The sequence below is a fragment of the Caballeronia sp. GAFFF2 genome (genome assembly GCF_023631485.1).
GTDB lineage: Bacteria > Pseudomonadota > Gammaproteobacteria > Burkholderiales > Burkholderiaceae > Caballeronia.
The window spans coordinates 229,861-245,641 of sequence record NZ_JALQDA010000034.1 but is presented as its reverse complement, the minus strand read 5'-3'; the positions used below and the strand labels follow the sequence as shown (position 1 = coordinate 245,641).

Sequence of the window (15,781 nt, the reverse complement as noted above, 5' to 3'; positions counted from 1 at the left end):
ACGTCTTTCGAAGCTGATTACCTTGAAGGTCACCGGAACACGTACACAGTCCGCGCCCGCGCCGAAACCTCACATCACCTTATCCAACGTGATCGGCAGATCCCGAACCCGCTTGCCCGTGGCATTGAAAACCGCATTCGCCACGGCCGCACCCACGCCCGTGATACCGATCTCGCCGACGCCACGCGCGCCCATCGGCGTGTGCGGATCGGCTTCATCGTTCCAGATGACATCGATTCTCGGGACATCGAGATGAACTGGGACATGGTAATCGGCAAGCGATGGATTGATCACGCGGCCGCTTCTCTCGTCGAATTGAGTCTCTTCCATGAGCGCAAGGCCGAGTCCCATGATGATGCCGCCGCGAAACTGGCTCGCAGCCGTCTTGGCATTGATGATGCGGCCGCAATCGAACGAACCGAGAAAACGGCTCACGCGAATCTCGCCGGTGACGACGTTCACACGCACCTCGCAGAAGAGCGCGCTATGGCTGTGCATCGACCAGTGCTGCAATTCAAAAGGCATCGGGGCTTCGGCCTCCACGGTCACTTCATCGCGCTGACCGCGAGCGAGTATGGCGCCGTAGCGTTCGTGCCGGGTTTCGTCGTCGAGCGCGCAAAGGCCGCCGTCGTGGCCGCCAACGTCGTCGGGCAAAAGACCGGACAGCGGCGAACTGTTGCCCGCAAGACGGAGCAGTTCCTTCACGAGCTTGTGATGCGCCGCGATCACCGCAGCGCCAATGGCCGCCGTCTGCTGCGAACCGCCCGCGAGCACCGCGCCGGGCAAGTGTGAATCGGCGTACTTGAACTCGATGTCCTCCATGGCGAGTCCAAGGCGTTCGGCCACGATTTGCGTCTGCGCGGTCGATGTTCCCATGCCCATTTCGTGCGCGGCGATGCTTACCGTCGCACGCCCCGCGCTATTGAGCGTGATGCGCGCCGCACCGCCGGGCATCCGATAGTACGGATACGTTCCCGTTGCGCAGCCCACGCCAACGAGCCAGTCGCCGTCGCGGCGTGCGCCCGGCTCGCCGCGCTCGGCCCAACCGAATCGTTCACGGCCGGTCTTCCATGCCTCGACGATTCCGCGCTGGGAAAATGGCAGTCCCGTCGTCGGATCTTTCTCCGGCTCGTTCTTGAGTCGCAACTCGATAGGGTCCATGCCCATGGCGTGCGCGAGTTCGTCGATGCCGCATTCGAGCCCGAAGGTGCCGACCGCCTCGCCGGGCGCGCGCATGAACGTATTGGCCGTCATGTTCATCTTGACGGTCTCGACATCGAGCAGAAAACTGCGCGACGCATATGCGCTCTTTGCCGGCAAGATGAACGGCTCCGGCATGTTGTTATGAGGCGTCATGGCGACCGTGCCGGTATGAATCAACGCGTCCAGGGTTCCATCAGCCTGGGCACCGAGCGCCACGCGTTGCTCGGTGAGCGTGCGTCCACCGACGATGCGATATACGCCCTCGCGCGTCAACATGATCCGCACCGGCCGTTTCACGAGTTTCGATGCAGCCGCGGCCAAAACCTGGTGTTGCCAAATAGTCTTGGAACCGAATCCGCCGCCGACATACGGTGACGTGACATGCACGTCCTTCTCGTCGATGCCGAACACCTGCGCAATGGTCCACGCTTCGTGCGCGACCGCCTGCACGGTATCGTGGATACGCAGCGTCTCGTCCTTCCAATAGAGCGTCGCCGCATGCAACTCGATTGGATTGTGATTGTGACGCGGCGTCGTGTAGCGCACGTCGATCTTGTGCGGCGCGGAGGCGAGCATTGCCTCGGCATCCTTGATCTCGAGCTTGAGCGGCTCGCCCTGAAACACGCCCGGCTCCGAGCCGTGCGCCTTCGCTGCCGCCAAGGACGTCACCGCATCGCCTGAGGTCTCGTACGTCACCTGTATCAGCGACTGCGCGTGGTCCGCCTGCTCTTGCGTTTCGGCCAGCACGAGCGCAACCGGTTGACCGTTCCAGTGAACTTGATCGTCCTGCATGATCGGCACATCGTCGCCACCCGCGGCCTTAGGCTTCGTCATGAACGCGGGCATCGGCTTCAGACGCGGCGCGTTCTTGTACGTCATCACGAGCACGACGCCCGGCGCGGCGTCCGCCGCCGACGTATCGATCTGCACGATGCGGCCGCGCGCTATCGATGCGTACTTGAGTGCCGCGTACGTCATGCCATCGACTGGAAACTCGGCCGAGAAGGTCGCCTGGCCGGACACCTTCAACGGTCCGTCGATACGGCTAACCGGTGCGCCGATCAGCCCGTGCTTGTGAAGGATCAAAGGGTCCGGCTTGCCGCCGGGAATGAAGCTATCGGGTGCGAGGGCGATGGCTTTTTTCATGACCGCCTGCACGGTGTCCTTGAGGATAGGCATTAGCGGATCTCCTTGCGAGCGGTCAGTTTGACCAGTGTGTCGGCAATCACGCGCTGACCCAGTTCGATCTTGAAGGCGTTGTCGCGAAGACCTCGAGCGGACGCAAATTCCGCCGCTGCGGCAGCGCGATACGCGGCTTCGGTCGCGGGTCCATCCTTGAGCGCCGCTTCGAGCGCGAAGGCGCGCCACGGCTTGTGCGCGACACCGCCCAGGGCGACTTTTACCTCCTTGACCATGCCGCCCTGCACGTCGAGAACCGCCGCCACGGAAACGAGCGCGAAGGCATAGGAAGATCGATCACGGACTTTGCGATAGGCGGATCGGCCCGCCGATTCAGGCGGCAACGTAACGGCCGTAATCAGTTCGCCTGCTTCGAGCACCGTTTCGATGTTCGGTGTGTCGCCGGGCAGGACGTGAAGATCGATCAGGGGAATACGACGCGCGCCATTGAGGCCTTCGACTTCCACGTTCGCGCCGAGTGCGGCGAGCGCTACCGCCATGTCCGAGGGATGCGTGGCCGCGCACGCGGAGGACGCGCCGAAGATGGCGTGCATGCGGTTGAATCCGTCCATTGCATCGCAGCCCGAACCCGGCTCGCGTTTGTTGCAGCGGGCGGCATCATCGTAAAAGTAGCCGCAGCGGGTGCGTTGCAGGAGATTGCCGCCGACCGTTGCCATGTTGCGAATCTGCGCGGAAGCGCCTGCAAGGATGGCTTCGGACAATAGCGGGTAGCGTTCGCGCACGCGCCGGTCAGCGGCCACGGCGGTGTTCTTTACGCCGGCGCCGATTCTCAGGCCGCCGTCATCCGTGTCTTCGATGGCGCATGAGAGGCCCGTGATATCGATCAGCATCGTCGGATGCTCGATCGTCTCTCGCATCAGATCGACGAGATTGGTGCCGCCGCCTAGGTACTTTGCATCCGAACGGGCACCGGACGTCAACGCCGCCTGCTGATCCAGGGCGCGTTCATAGGTGAAGGGATTCATTGTTCGACCCCTTGCTCGACGGACTCTTTCTGCGTCTGAACCTTTCCGAACGTGATCTGAATGGCGTCGACGATACCGTTATACGCACCGCAGCGGCACAGGTTTCCGCTCATCCGTTCGCGCAGTTCCGCATCGGTCAGTGAGAAGCCTTCCGCACTCACGTCCTCGCTGACATAGCTCGGCACGCCGCCTCTCAACTCCTTTTCCATTCCGATAGCCGAACAGATTTGACCGGGCGTACAGTAGCCGCACTGAAAACCGTCATGCTCGACGAAGGCTTCCTGAAGTGGATGAAGCGCGCCCGGTGCGCCGAGTCCCTCGACGCTGGTGATCTCGCGGTCCTGATATTGAACGGCCAACGCGAGGCAACTGTTGATGCGCGTGCCATCGACCAGCACCGTGCAAGCGCCACATGCGCCTTGATTGCAGCCTTTTTTAGCGCCAAAAAGATGGAGATGTTCACGCAGCAGATCGAGCAGCGACGTTCTTGGATCGAAGTCCAGGTCGACTGCCTTGCCGTTGATAACGAAATGCATGATTGCTCCTGTTGAATTAGAGCTCGCGCCAAGAGGCGGTGTACTGGCTGTTGAAGCGAAATGAGATGCGCCAGGCGACCCACGTCAGGTTTGCCTGGACCATTGGGCAAGCGCTGGTTCTTCGTCGATTGGAACTGTTTGCTCAGACGCGTCTTTCGGCAAGACCTCGACTGTTGAAAATCCGAACGACGCATGAGACGCCTGACAGCAATTCATGGACCTCATCTGCCGCAACGGTGCAGGGGCTCTAGGAAACAACCAGTCGCCTTTGACAGCCGCTTGGCGCATTTTGTCCTCATCCTGACCGCAAGCATTCTCGATTCCCGCAAAAAGCCCGCTTATGATGGGACTTTCCCAATCAAGGAGCGTCAAAAATGTCCGCCACCCTTCCCCGCTCGGCTTTGATCATCATCGACGTACAGGAATCGTTCCGTCAGACCGCCGACTGGTCGGATGCCGATCTGCCTGCCTTCAAGAGCGCCATCCTGCGTCTGGACCGTGGCGCGCGCGAAGCCGGCATTCCGGTCGTCCACATCTTTCACATCGGCAAGGCTGGTCCGTTCACCAAGGAATCCGGCTTTGTCGTGCCGCAGGATTGGTTGCCGGGCGCGCCCTCCGTGGTCTTCGAAAAACACACGCACAACGCGTTCACCGATACCGGCCTCGATCTCTGGTTGCGTCGCCGGCAGATCGATCATCTCGTCATCACCGGCATCCGCACCGAGCAATGCTGCGAAACCACGACGCGCGTAGCCTCCGACATCGGCTATACGGTCGACTATGTGACCGACGCCACGCTCACCTTCCCGATGACTCACGCGACGAGCGGACGCGTCTATTCGCCGGCAGAAATCAAGGCGCACACGGAACTGGTCTTGCAGAATCGCTTTGCACGCATCGCCAGCGTCGACGATGCGCTCGCCAATTGGCAAACGTCACGCGCGGCATGAAGCCCGCGACATCCGTATGGTTCGTGCTGACGCCCTCCGTGCTGATGCTCGATTATGCGGGCCCCGCCGAGGCTTTTCGCATGGCGGCCGAATCCGGCGCTTCGTTCGACTTGCATCACTGCGGCCCGCTGCCTCGCGTCGCGACCTCCATCGGCACGTTTGTCGATGGCCTCGAACCGCTGCCCGACAAGCTGCCGCCGAATAGCCTCGTCATGGTCGTCGGCACCACGGAATCGCCCGAGCCCGGCACGAGCGCGCCCTTCGATGCGGTCGCGCATTGGCTGCGAACCGCGCCGCGCGACGACACGCGCATCGCCAGCATTTGTTCCGGCGCCGTGCTGCTCGCGCGCGCGGGCTTGCTCGCCGGGCGCCGCTGCACCACGCACTTTGCGTTGATCGATCTGCTCAGGCGTGAGGAACCCACGGCGCGCGTGCAGGACGACTGCCTGTTCGTCGATGACACCGACGTGTTGACGAGCGCCGGCATCACGGCGGGCATCGACCTGGCGCTTCATGTGATCGAGCAGATCGAGGGGGCGGAACTGGCTGCGTCAGTGGCGCGACGTCAGGTGATGTACCAGCGCCGCGCGGGAGACGAATCGCAGCTGTCGCCGTGGCTTGCGCATCGCAATCACATGCATCCGGCGGTGCACCGGGCGCAGGACGTCATCGCGCGGGACCCCGCGCGCGCCTGGAGCGTGGCCGAGCTTGCGCAGGCCGCGCACGTGAGCTCGCGGCATTTGAGCCGGTTGTTCGCGGAGCATGCGGGCGTCACCGTGCTGGCGTATCAGCAAAGTCTTCGCGTGGCTCGCGCGCAAAGATTGCTGACGAGCCCGGACCTGTCGATAGAACGCGTGGCCGAGCAATCGGGGTTCGCGTCGGTACGCGACTTTCGCCGTGTCTGGAGGCGATATCACGATACGGCACCGCGCGAGTATCGGAGTGCAAGCGCCGTCTGAGCGGCGCGTCGAACTACCGCTCGCTGCGCGACGGACCGCTTTCTGTAATCACGCCCACAGATCGCAACGGCTCCCCGATGCACAATCGATCCGGAAAACGCGACGCCATTCGGCGCCCACCGCGTGCACGGAGGAGCAATGGGTTGGAAGAGTCTGCTGACGGAATTGCCGGTCTGGACGATTGGACGCTTGAACCCGGCACGGCATGATCCGCATCGCGACGTGCCGCGCGAAATCCTCGTGCTGCGCCCGAACGATTTCGGTGAATTGCTGACCACCACGCCGATCTTCGAGGCGCTCAAGAAGCGTTTTCCGACGACGCGCCTTGTCGCGGGCATCGGCGGTTGGGGGCGGCCGATTCTGGAAAACAATCCGTTCATCGACGAGATCGTCGAGATCGATGCGCCTTGGAACAACAAGCTCGTCCAGGACCGTTCACCGCGTAACGTTCTGCGCTTTCTACTGTCGTCGCCGCAAGTCGCCGCGCTGCGCAGGCGTGGCGGCTTCGATGTCGGCATCGACGTGCTCGGCAGCTACATGGGCGCGCTTTTGATGATGCGCTTAGGCGTGCGCTACCGCATAGGCGTGCGCGGCTATCGCGGCGGTCACAGCGGATGCCAGGAATTTATCGACTTCGCGCGTCGCCAAAGTGGACGCGCCGCGCTTGCGCAGGCCGAACTGCTGGGCGCGACCGATCTGCCCGAAGCGCGGCCGCAACTCTTTCTTACCGCGGATGAGCGCGCGCAGGCCGCGAACGTCTGGCACGCCGCCGAGTCTGGCAATCGCCCGGTGCGCGTGCTGGTCGGCATCGGGGCAGGCGTGCCGACCAAGGTCTGGGACCCAAAACAGGTCGGCCCCGCGCTCGCGCGGGTTGCGTCGGCGCTCAACCGAACCGACGACGCCTGCGACATCCTGATTGTGGGCAGCGCCGCCGACAAGGCGCGCGCCGCCGAAGCGATCGCCGCCGCCGGTCCGGGCGTGCCGGTTCGTTCGGTGGCGGGAACGTTGTCGATGCGAACGGTTTTCGCGCTTGCCGAATCGGCGGATGTCGTGCTGACGAACTCTTCCATGCTCATGCACGTGGCGGCCGCGTTTCGTCGGCCGACGGTCGCGGTGATCGGCGGCAGCATTACGAGGCCGAACGTTCACGACGCGATCTGGGGCTATCCGGAGCAGTATCGGAGTGTCTCGCCGGATAGCTATGTCGAGCATGCACCGGATAAAAACTGGCCTTCTGTCGACCGGGTCGTCGAGGCAGTACTGGACTCCGTGCGCGAGCGGCGCCCTGCTGCAACGCAGAGCTGAACTTCGCCAGCGATGACGCCGCGCCGCCTACGGACGGCGGCGCGTGAGAATCTCGGCTTCGCCTCGGCACCTCATTTCAAAGGGTAAATCCCGATCCAATCAGCGACCGGAAGGACGCTCGCATCTTTTATACTCGGTTTCGATTTGGCGAAACTCTTTTCGAACATACGAAATTGAAGCCGACTGACCGTGCTCTAAGCATCTTCGAGGCATTCGAAGCCGCATGCCGCCCGATGACGCTGTCGGAACTCGCATCGGCGTCGGGCATGCCGGTGAGCACCAGTCACGGCATCGTGAAAGTGCTGACCGAGCGCGGCTATCTCTACGTCACCGGGCGTCGCAAAGACTTGTTTCCAACGCGGCGGCTGCTCGACATGGCGCTCGAGATCGCCTCGCACGACCCGTTTCTCGAACGCATCGAGCCGTCGTTGCTGGCGTTGCGCGAGGCCACGCAAGAGACCGTGATCATTGGCAAACGTCAGGGCGATCACATCGTCTATCTCGCCGTGTACGAAGGTCCGCAGACCATTCGATACAGCGCGCCGGCCGGTGCGCTCAAACCGCTCTACTCGACGTCGATCGGCAAGGCGATGCTCGGTCAACTCGACGATGCAACGCTTTCCGACTGGCTCGCGCGCACGACGCTCGCGCCGGTCACCGCGCACACTTTGACCGCTGCAAACGCGTTGATGGCCGACCTCGTGGAATCGAAGCAACGCGGCTTTTTTCTCACGCGCGGCGAAAGCGTGAGCGATGTCTTTGCACTTGCCATGCCCGTGCATGTGAACCGGGAAGTGCTCGGCATCGCGGTCGCGGGGCCACGGTATCGGATGGAAGGCGCGCTCGACGGCATCGCGGCGCGCATACGCGCGGCTATCGGCGAGATTCAGGAAGAACAGACGCGCTGAAACGATGGTTCGATAAATAGAAAATCAGGAGACGGAAGATGCAGGCAAAGCGCTGGACCCGCATGTTCACCGCCATGTTCGCGCTCGCCGCGATATCGACAGCGGCACACGCCGACGACGTCGTGACGCTCAAGATGGCACACCAATGGCCCGACGACCCGAACGATTATGTGGTGCAGACCGGCAAGAAGTTCGCGCAGCAGGTCGAGCAGAAGTCGGGCGGCAAGATACACATCAACATCTTTCCGGCCGAGTCGCTCGTCAAGTCGCTGAACACCCACACGGCCTTGAAGAACGGCAGCGCCGATCTCGCAATCTATCCGTACATCTATTCGGCGGGCGCGATCCCGCAGATGAACCTCATCCTCCTGCCGGGCCTCTGGAAAACGCCCGAGGACGTCTTCAAATTCCGCACCTCCGCGCCCTGGAAAGAACTCGAAGCGAAGATAGAAGCATATGGCTTCAAGACGCTCTGCTGGATTCAAATCTCGGGCGGCATGGCATCCAAGTCCAAGCCCATCAACGTGCCCGCGGATCTGCCGCAACAGAAGGTGCGCGGCGCCGGAAAGATGATGGAGGCGGCCTTGCAGAGCGCCGGCGCGAGTACCGTGTCGATGGCGTCGTCGGAAACCTATAGCGCGATGCAACTCGGCTTGCTCGATGGCTTGTGGACGTCGTCCGGCACCTTCGGTTCGTATCGGCTTTACGAAGTGGCGAAGTACTACAACTCGCCCGAGGACTACAGCATCTACTACACGATCGAGCCGATCGCGATCAGCATGAAGACGTGGAACAAGCTCACGCCCGAGCAGCAAAAGATCATGACGGACGTGGGTCGAAGGCTCGAGCAGAGCGCGTTCGAAGGGGCGAAAGCGGACGACCGCCGCGTCGCGCAACTGTTTGCGAGCCATAACGCGAAGATCCACAAGATGACGCTCGATGAGTGGAACCAGTGGCAGACCTTGTTCCAGAAAGTCAGCTTCGCTAAGTTCCGCGCCGAAGTGCCCGACGGCGGACGTCTGCTCGATCAGAGCACGGCGTTCTACAAATAAGAGGCCGCGATGCGCCACGCATTGGACCGCTTCTCGCGCGGGCTCGACGCCTTTTGCCGGGGCGTCGCGTTGTCCGTCGGCGCGGCGGTCATCGCGACCGTGCTCGTCATTTCGTATGGCGTGCTCGCGCGCGAAGCGCTGCATCTTTCCGATGTCTGGGTCACGGAAGTCACGACTTACCTCATGGCCTACATGACCTTCGTGGGCACCGCGGCGCTGGCGTGGCAAGGCCGGCATCTCAAGGTCGACGTTCTCAGCGCACATCTCGGCGAACGTGGCAAGCGCGCGCTCGCGTTCATATCGACGGCCATCGTCACGGCGGTCGCGTTCGCGCTCGCATGCCTCGCATTCGACTTCTGGTGGGAGGCGTACACGAGCGGTGAACGTTCGTGGGGCATGTTCTCGCTCTCGCTGTGGATTCCTTATTCGGGCTTCTTCGCGGGCATGCTGCTTTTGTGCATCGCGCAGATCGTACGCTTGCTGACCATCGTATTCGCACGCGAACCGGCAGGCCGTGAAGTCGCCATCGACGACATGCTGCTCGGGAGAGAAGAATGAATCAGCTCGTCATCGGTGCGGGGATGTTCGGCGGCTTGCTCGCGGTGTTGTCGATGGGCGTGCCCATTGCGTTCGCGTTGCTGTTTGTCGCCCTCGCCTCGCTGTTCGTCACGGGCGGCGGATGGGATGCACTGAGTCTCGTACCGAGCACGTACTGGGGATCGGTTGCCACCTTCACGCTGACTTCCGTGCCGATGTTCATGTTCATGGGCGCGATCGTCTCCGCGTCGGGCATGGGCGCGCGTCTTTATGCGGCGCTGGCGACGATCCTCGACGGCGTGCCCGGCGGCCTCGCCGTCGCGACGACGCTTGCATGCGGCGTGATGGCGGCCGTATCCGGTTCGAGCGTGGCGACGGCGGCGGCCATCGGCGGCTTCGCTGTGTCGGAGATGCGCCGGCACCGCGTTCCCGAAGCGCGTGCATGCGGCGCGGTCGCGGCCGGCGGCACACTCGGCATTCTGTTACCGCCGAGCATACCGTTGATCGTGTATAGCGTGATCGCGGAGCAAAGTATCGGCAAACTGTTCGTCGCGACACTCATCCCCGGCGCGATCATGGCTTCTGCTTTCGGCATCTATCAGATACTGCTCGCCATGCGCGATCGTGCGCGCGGCAGCGAGAGCGAAAGGCGCACGCGGCCGCTCGCGAGCATGCGCGAACGTGTCGTCGCATTGAAAGACGTCGGCCCGTTCGCTCTGTTGATTCTCATCATTCTCGGCTCGCTGTATCGCGGGCTTGCAACGCCTCAGGAAGCGGCGTCGCTCGGTATCGTCGCAAGTCTGGTGCTTGCGGGCGTCGTGTACCGGGAGCTTTCGTGGAGCAAATTCCGGCAGATCCTGATCAGCGCGGCCCAAAGCAGCGTGATGATCCTCGCGGTGATTTCATCGGCCATCGTGTTCGGCTATGTGATGACGACGAGCCAGGTTGCGGCGTCGCTCACGCAAACCGTCGCGGGCGCGCACGTCGAACCGTGGGTGCTGTTCGTGAGCATCAACGTGTTGCTGATCTTTCTCGGCTGCTTCATGGAGACGATCGCGATCATCGTCGTGACCATGCCCGTGCTCGTGCCGGTCGTGGAGGCGTATCACTGGAATCTGATCTGGTTCGGCGTGGTCGTCGTCATCAACATGGAGATGGCGCTCATCCATCCGCCGGTGGGACTCAACCTCTTTGTCGTGCAGAGCGTCGCGCCCGATGTCCCGTTGCGACGGATCGTGCTCGGCACGTTGCCTTATGTGTTCATCATGATGGGCGTTCTTGCGCTCATCGGTATTTTTCCTTCGCTTTCGACAATGCTGCTCGGCGCGAACTGACACACGCCCGGCTACGAGGAGTTCGCATGGACATTCGCAAAGTGGCGGGCGCGCTGGGCGCCGAAATCTCCGGCATCGATCTGTCGCGGGGCGTGACACGCGAACAAGCGAGCGTTTTGCGCGCGGCGCTCAACGAGCATCTCGTCATCTTTCTGCGTGACCAGAACCTCGCTCCCCGGCAGTTCCTGGATTTTGCGGAGGCGATGGGCGAGCCTATCGAATATCCCTTTGTGAAGAGCCTCGAAGGTTTTCCGACCATCATCGAAGTCAAGAAACTGGAAACGGAGCGCGTGAATTTCGGCGGCATCTGGCATTCGGACACAACCTATCTCGACGTGCCGCCCATGGGCTCGATGCTGCTCTCGCGCGAGATTCCGCCCTATGGCGGCGACACCCTGTTCGCGAACCAGCAGCTTGCGTACGACGCGTTGTCCGACACCATGAAGCGGCTCCTCGAAGGACTGAAGGGCATCAGTTCATCGGCCAAGGCGGATGTGTCGCGTACCCGAGAGGATCGCATTCGAACGGACGGCGCGGGCAAGAAGCCGGACGATTTCGTGGCGAAGCATCCCGTCGTGCGCACGCATCCGGAAACGGGACGCAAGGGGCTTTACGTGAACATTGCGCATACGGTCGGCATCGACGGCATGACCACCGACGAAAGCGCGCCGCTGCTCGACTTTCTGTTTCGACACCAGGTGAAACCGGAGTTCACGTGCCGGTTCGTCTGGTCGAACAACGCGATTGCGTTCTGGGACAATCGCGCGGCTCAGCATAATCCGGTGAATGATTATCACGGGTTTCGGCGGGTGATGCAGCGGATCACGCTCAAGGGGGACGTGCCGCGATGAGGGGGGCGACGTTGGTTTGGCTCGAGTTTGTAAGGCGCGCTCAGCCAACGTATGCCGCTTCAGCGCATCCTTCAATATCGGTGCGCAAACAAAACAACGCCCCTGCAAGCGGTTGCGTCTCGAGCGCTTCCACGGACAACTTACGCGTACCGCTCGTCACAAAAAGCGTACGCATATCCGGCCCGCCGAACGTGCAGCTTGCTGGCTGCGTGACCGGCATCGGCACGACGCGGTCGATGCGTCCATCGGGCGCGTATCGCTTGACGACACCGCCGCCATATTGCGCGCTCCACAGGTAGCCATGACGATCGACGGTTGCGCCATCGGGAATTCCCGTGTCGCGGTCGAGCCGCGCGAAGAGACGTCGCTCGCCCGGCATGCCCGTCGAAATATCGAATGGAAACGCCCAGATCACGGGCTCGATGCCGTCCGCAAAGTACATCGTCGCGCCGTCCGGCGAGAAGCACAGGCTGTTGGGCACGGCTACGCGTTCGATCACGCGCGTATAACGCCCCGCTTCGAAGCGATACAGCGCGCCCACCGGCGTGCGTCCAATGTCATCCATCGAGCCGACCCAGAATCGTCCCTGTCTATCGCACTTGCCATCGTTGAAGCGCATTTGTGGCTGGCTTGCGTGCGGCGCGTCGAAACGTTCAATGGCGCCGCTCGCCGGATCGAAGAACGCGATGGCCGAGCGTAGCGCCACGATTAATCCGAGCCGCGACGCGCATGGCGCGATCGAGCCTACGAGTTCGGGCATGGTCCAGGTTTGCGTGTGGTCGTCGCCCCATTTGCGGCGGCGGATCAGATGGCTGCGGATGTCGACCCAATACAGCGCCTGTTCTTCGACCGACCAGTACGCAGACTCCCCGAGTACATCGCGCGTATTGCCGACACATTCCAGCTCGCTCAATGGGCGATCTCCTCCAGCGCTCGGCCCGTGACACGCGGACCGAGCCACGCCACCGTCGTGGCGATGATCGCCATTGCACCGCCGATGAACGCAAACACGCCAGCCTGCCCGAATTCACGCAGGAAAAAGGCGATGAAGAAGCCTGCGAATATCGAACTCAACCGGCTCCACGAGAACACGAAGCCGACCGCGCGAGCGCGCATCCAGGTTGGAAACAGTTCCGACTGGTAGGCATGCACGATGGTGGACATCCAGTTGACGACAAGCGTCTGCAGGCATCCAACCATAATGAGCCAGCCCGGCGCGTTCAGCATGGCGAAGATCGTGCCGATGATCGCCACGGATATCACACTGCACACGAGCTGCCATTTGCGCTCGAAGCGGTCTATCACGAGCATGACGAGAAGCGGCGCGACCGGATAGGTCAACACGATGAGAAACGTGTATTCGAGACTTCGCGTGACAAGAATGCCCTTCGCTATCAGAAGCGTTGGAATCCAACTCACGAAGCCGTAATAGCCGATGGTCTGGCAGAAGTTCACGATCATCAACATGATGGTGCGCGTGCGATAAACCGGCCCGAACATTTCGGCGATACGCCCTTCCGGATGTACCGTGCCAACGGCCTTTTCAGGTTCGGGCAACGCTTGGCCGTACTCCTTTTGCACCTTCGCTTCGATAACCGAAAGCACGCGGTCGGCCTCGGCGAGCCGCCCATGTTGCGCGAGCCAGCGCGGCGACTCGGGCAAGCGGCGCCGCAAGAACAGCACGAGCACCGCGCCGAACGAGCCGAAAAGAATCACCCAGCGCCAGCCATCGAAGCCGAACGGTCTCGTCGGCACGAACATCCACGCTAGAAAGGCCACGAGCGGCGCGCTGATTTGCGCCAGCCCGTAGAACAACGCGAATGCTTTGCCGCGCGCACCGCGAGGCGCGAGTTCGGAGATGTAGGTGTCGATCGTGATCATCTCGACGCCGATGCCTATACCGCCTATCAGCCGCCATATCTCGAGACCGTGCACCGAGCCCTGAAACGCCAAAATGAACGTCGTGACGCTATACCAGATCATCGAGCCGAGAAAGACCACCCGCCGCCCGAAGCGATCGGCGATATAGCTGAAACAGATCGTACCGATGAACAGCCCGAGGAACAGCGACCCGAGAAAGGCTGCAAGACCGTTGAGATCGAAGAACGATGCAGTGGTCGAAGTCAGCAGCTTGCTCTGGAACAAACCCGGCGCGATATAACCCGTGAAATAGATATCGTATTGTTCGAAGAGACCGCCCGCTGCGATCAGCATCAAGAGCGTCCACATGTGCCGGGTCATCGGCAGCCGGTCGAGCCTGCCGTTGATGGTGCCGGATACGACCTTCGGGTCTACGGAATCCATTGGCTGCTCCGCAACGGCGTCGATGCGCGTACTCACCGCGCGATGTCGTCGAGGGCCAGCCCCGTGGTGCGCGGGCCGAAGAGCGCCACCGCCACGACGACGATCGCCATCGCGGCGAAGATGAAGGCGAATACGCCCGGCACGCCGAACTCGCGCAAAAAGAACGCGATAAAAAAGCCCACGAAGATCGACGACAGCCGGCTCCACGAATACACGAAGCCCACCGCGCCCGCTCGCATGCGCGTCGGGAACAACTCGGCCTGGTAGGTATGCACGATAGTCGACAGCCAGTTGACCACGAGCGTCTGCACGATCCCCACCGCGATGAGCCAGCCCGGCGCCTTGAGCATCGAGAAGATCACGCCGATCACGGCCACCGAGATCGCACTGCACACGAGCTGCCATTTGCGCTCGAAGCGGTCAGCCACCAGCATGACGATGAATGGTGCGATTGGATAAAGCAGCACGATCAGGAAAGTGTATTCGAGGCTGCGCGTCACCATGATGCCCTTGGCGATGAGCAGCGTCGGAATCCAGCTGACGAAGCCGTAGTAACCAATCGTCTGAAAGAAGTTCACGACCACGAGCATCAGCGTGCGGCTGCGATAGCGCGGGCTGAATGCCTCGCGCAACGTGCCTTCCTGCTCCTCGGCTTCGGGCGCGTCGGCCGGTGGCGGCAGGTCCTTGCCGTAGTCACGGCGAACGCGGGTTTCAATCATCTGCATGACGCGTTCAGCCTCGTCGAGGCGACCTTTCTGCACGAGCCAGCGCGGCGATTCCGGCAGACGCAATTGCAGATACCACACGAGCAGCGCGCCCACCGATCCGAGCGCGATCACCCAGCGCCAGCCCTCGAAACCCAGCGGGGAAATCGGCACCAGCACCCACGCAAGGAACGCGATCAGCGGCGCGCAAATCTGCGCCACGCCATACACGAGCCCGAACGCCATGCCGCGTGCGTGTCGCGGCGTCAATTCGGAGACGTAGGAATCGATCGTCACGTACTGCACGCCGACGCCGATGCCGCAAATCACACGCCACACGTTCAGTCCTAGCGCCGTATCCTGAAACGCGATGAAGACCGTCGCAATGCAATACCACAGCATGGATGCGGCGAAGACGCGGCGCCGGCCGAATCGGTCAGCGAGACTGCCGAAGCAGATCGTGCCAATGAAAAGCCCGATGAACAGCGACGCCAGAAAGCCGGCGAGACCGTTCATCGCGAAGAAAGTGGGCGTGGTCGCCGTGAGGATGCCCGAGCGGAACAAGCCCGGCGCGATATAGCCCGCGAAGTACACATCGTAGAGTTCGAAGAAGCCGCCGAGTGCGACGAGGGTGAGGAGCTTCCACAGCGTGGCGGTCATTGGCAACCGGTCGAAGCGTGCGGTCACGCCGCCTGCCGTGATGACGCGCGCCGGATAATCCGCGCTGTCGAGCGACCCGGCGACATCGGCGCCGATGGCCCTGTTCGGGGTGTTCATCCTCTTCTCCTCCTGTGCAGCCGGCTGAATGCCTAAGGCGCATCGTACCGGTCGTGAATATCGGCGATACTAACTATTCGATGAGGACGGTGTGGAATTGCTGGCTTGGTTCGCATTGTCTGTCGCTAGCTTGTCCGGGCCGCTGTCTCCTTTCGATTAGCCCAGTCTAGTGACGCATGGAGCGGCCCACAATACT

General features: G+C 62.1%; 14 protein-coding genes. 8 read left to right on the top strand and 6 right to left on the bottom strand.

Going from position 1 to position 15,781, the window contains the following annotated elements; genetic code table 11:
- Window positions 1-69: 69 nt before the first annotated feature.
- From NCT04_RS25785 to NCT04_RS25775, 3 genes are read right to left on the bottom strand one after another with little or no spacing between them, the layout of a single operon-like run.
- On the bottom strand, window positions 70-2,382 hold the full coding sequence (locus tag NCT04_RS25785) for a xanthine dehydrogenase family protein molybdopterin-binding subunit (RefSeq protein ID WP_250468304.1): 2,313 nt from the start codon (window positions 2,380-2,382) through the stop codon (window positions 70-72).
- Window positions 2,382-3,368, bottom strand: a complete 987-nt coding sequence (locus NCT04_RS25780; protein ID WP_250468303.1) for an FAD binding domain-containing protein — start codon at window positions 3,366-3,368, stop codon at window positions 2,382-2,384. Before NCT04_RS25780 ends, NCT04_RS25785 begins: the two co-directional genes overlap by 1 nt.
- A complete protein-coding gene (locus NCT04_RS25775; RefSeq protein WP_250468302.1) occupies window positions 3,365-3,904 on the bottom strand; it encodes a 2Fe-2S iron-sulfur cluster-binding protein in 540 nt (179 codons plus the stop codon). The genes NCT04_RS25780 and NCT04_RS25775 overlap by 4 nt, the downstream gene beginning before the upstream one ends.
- Before the next feature lie 374 nt (window positions 3,905-4,278).
- On the opposite strand from NCT04_RS25775, the gene NCT04_RS25770 reads away from it, so the two are divergent.
- From NCT04_RS25770 to NCT04_RS25735, 8 genes are all read left to right on the top strand, one after another.
- The gene (locus NCT04_RS25770; protein ID WP_250468301.1) at window positions 4,279-4,854 is read left to right on the top strand and encodes an isochorismatase family protein; all 576 of its coding nucleotides are present in this window, start codon (window positions 4,279-4,281) and stop codon (window positions 4,852-4,854) included.
- Complete coding sequence (locus NCT04_RS25765; protein WP_250468300.1) at window positions 4,851-5,813, top strand: GlxA family transcriptional regulator; 963 nt, start codon at window positions 4,851-4,853, stop codon at window positions 5,811-5,813. The genes NCT04_RS25770 and NCT04_RS25765 overlap by 4 nt, the downstream gene beginning before the upstream one ends.
- A gap of 138 nt (window positions 5,814-5,951) precedes the next feature.
- A complete protein-coding gene (locus NCT04_RS25760; protein WP_250468299.1) occupies window positions 5,952-7,118 on the top strand; it encodes a glycosyltransferase family 9 protein in 1,167 nt (388 codons plus the stop codon).
- 173 nt (window positions 7,119-7,291) lie between these two features.
- Window positions 7,292-8,026 (top strand): IclR family transcriptional regulator, encoded by a 735-nt coding sequence (locus NCT04_RS25755; protein WP_250468298.1) that lies wholly within the window; start codon window positions 7,292-7,294, stop codon window positions 8,024-8,026.
- A gap of 38 nt (window positions 8,027-8,064) precedes the next feature.
- Complete coding sequence (locus NCT04_RS25750) at window positions 8,065-9,078, top strand: TRAP transporter substrate-binding protein (protein ID WP_250468297.1); 1,014 nt, start codon at window positions 8,065-8,067, stop codon at window positions 9,076-9,078.
- Between the two features lie 9 nt (window positions 9,079-9,087).
- Entirely contained in the window at window positions 9,088-9,636 is a 549-nt protein-coding gene (locus NCT04_RS25745; RefSeq protein WP_244830391.1) for a TRAP transporter small permease, read from the top strand.
- Entirely contained in the window at window positions 9,633-10,949 is a 1,317-nt protein-coding gene (locus tag NCT04_RS25740; protein WP_244830392.1) for a TRAP transporter large permease, read from the top strand. The genes NCT04_RS25745 and NCT04_RS25740 overlap by 4 nt, the downstream gene beginning before the upstream one ends.
- A gap of 26 nt (window positions 10,950-10,975) precedes the next feature.
- Window positions 10,976-11,800, top strand: coding sequence for a TauD/TfdA dioxygenase family protein (locus tag NCT04_RS25735; protein ID WP_244830393.1), 825 nt, complete (start codon window positions 10,976-10,978; stop codon window positions 11,798-11,800).
- A gap of 40 nt (window positions 11,801-11,840) precedes the next feature.
- Here the strand turns inward: NCT04_RS25735 and NCT04_RS25730 are convergent, their stop codons facing one another.
- From NCT04_RS25730 to NCT04_RS25720, 3 genes are read right to left on the bottom strand one after another with little or no spacing between them, the layout of a single operon-like run.
- Window positions 11,841-12,713: an SMP-30/gluconolactonase/LRE family protein gene (locus NCT04_RS25730; protein WP_250468296.1), complete on the bottom strand. Its 873-nt coding sequence runs from the start codon at window positions 12,711-12,713 to the stop codon at window positions 11,841-11,843.
- The gene (locus tag NCT04_RS25725; RefSeq protein ID WP_250468295.1) at window positions 12,710-14,104 is read right to left on the bottom strand and encodes an MFS transporter; all 1,395 of its coding nucleotides are present in this window, start codon (window positions 14,102-14,104) and stop codon (window positions 12,710-12,712) included. Before NCT04_RS25725 ends, NCT04_RS25730 begins: the two co-directional genes overlap by 4 nt.
- A 32-nt stretch (window positions 14,105-14,136) precedes the next feature.
- Window positions 14,137-15,585, bottom strand: coding sequence for an MFS transporter (locus tag NCT04_RS25720; protein ID WP_250468294.1), 1,449 nt, complete (start codon window positions 15,583-15,585; stop codon window positions 14,137-14,139).
- Window positions 15,586-15,781: the final 196 nt, after the last annotated feature.